The sequence below is a fragment of the Streptomyces bugieae genome, assembly GCF_036352915.1.
Taxonomy (GTDB): Bacteria; Actinomycetota; Actinomycetes; order Streptomycetales; family Streptomycetaceae; genus Streptomyces; species Streptomyces endophytica.
Genome location: NZ_JAZBJP010000209.1, coordinates 1 through 408, shown reverse-complemented (window position 1 = coordinate 408; position 408 = coordinate 1). Strand labels below are relative to the sequence as shown.

Genomic DNA, 408 nt, shown 5'->3' with positions numbered 1-408 from the left:
CGCTCGGACAGCTGATGGTCGCCGCCCGGACGAAGGAGTGAGGGAGGAGAGCGCCATGTGTCTGGCCGTACCCGGCCGAGTGCTGGAGATCGAGGAACGCGACGCCACGCGGATGGCCAAGGTCGACTTCGGCGGTGTCGTCAAGGACGTCTGCCTGGAGTACGTCCCCGACATGCGGGTGGGGGACTACGCCATCGTCCACGTCGGATTCGCCCTGCAACGGCTCGACGAGGAGTCGGCGCGCCAGACCCTGGAACTCTTCGAGAACCTCGGCGTCCTGGAGGAGGAGTTCGGCGACCACTGGGGCAGGGCGGCGAAGGACGCGGGCGCCGAACGCCCGGCCGGAACCGAACTCCCCGCCGACCGCAGTGAGAAGGAGGCGCGGTCATGAAGTATCTCAATGAATTC

At 67.2% G+C, this 408-nt stretch carries 1 protein-coding gene; it reads left to right on the top strand.

Annotation, left to right across the window (positions count from 1 at the left end):
* Nucleotides 1-55 precede the first annotated feature (55 nt).
* Complete coding sequence (locus tag V2J85_RS40915; protein WP_311600818.1) at nt 56-391, top strand: HypC/HybG/HupF family hydrogenase formation chaperone; 336 nt, start codon at nt 56-58, stop codon at nt 389-391.
* Nucleotides 392-408: the final 17 nt, after the last annotated feature.

What these genes read in the sequence shown, in the direction of transcription:
- V2J85_RS40915 (WP_311600818.1), top strand. Translation starts at nt 56, where the DNA reads ATGTGTCTGGCCGTACCCGGCCGAGTGCTGGAGATCGAGGAACGCGAC.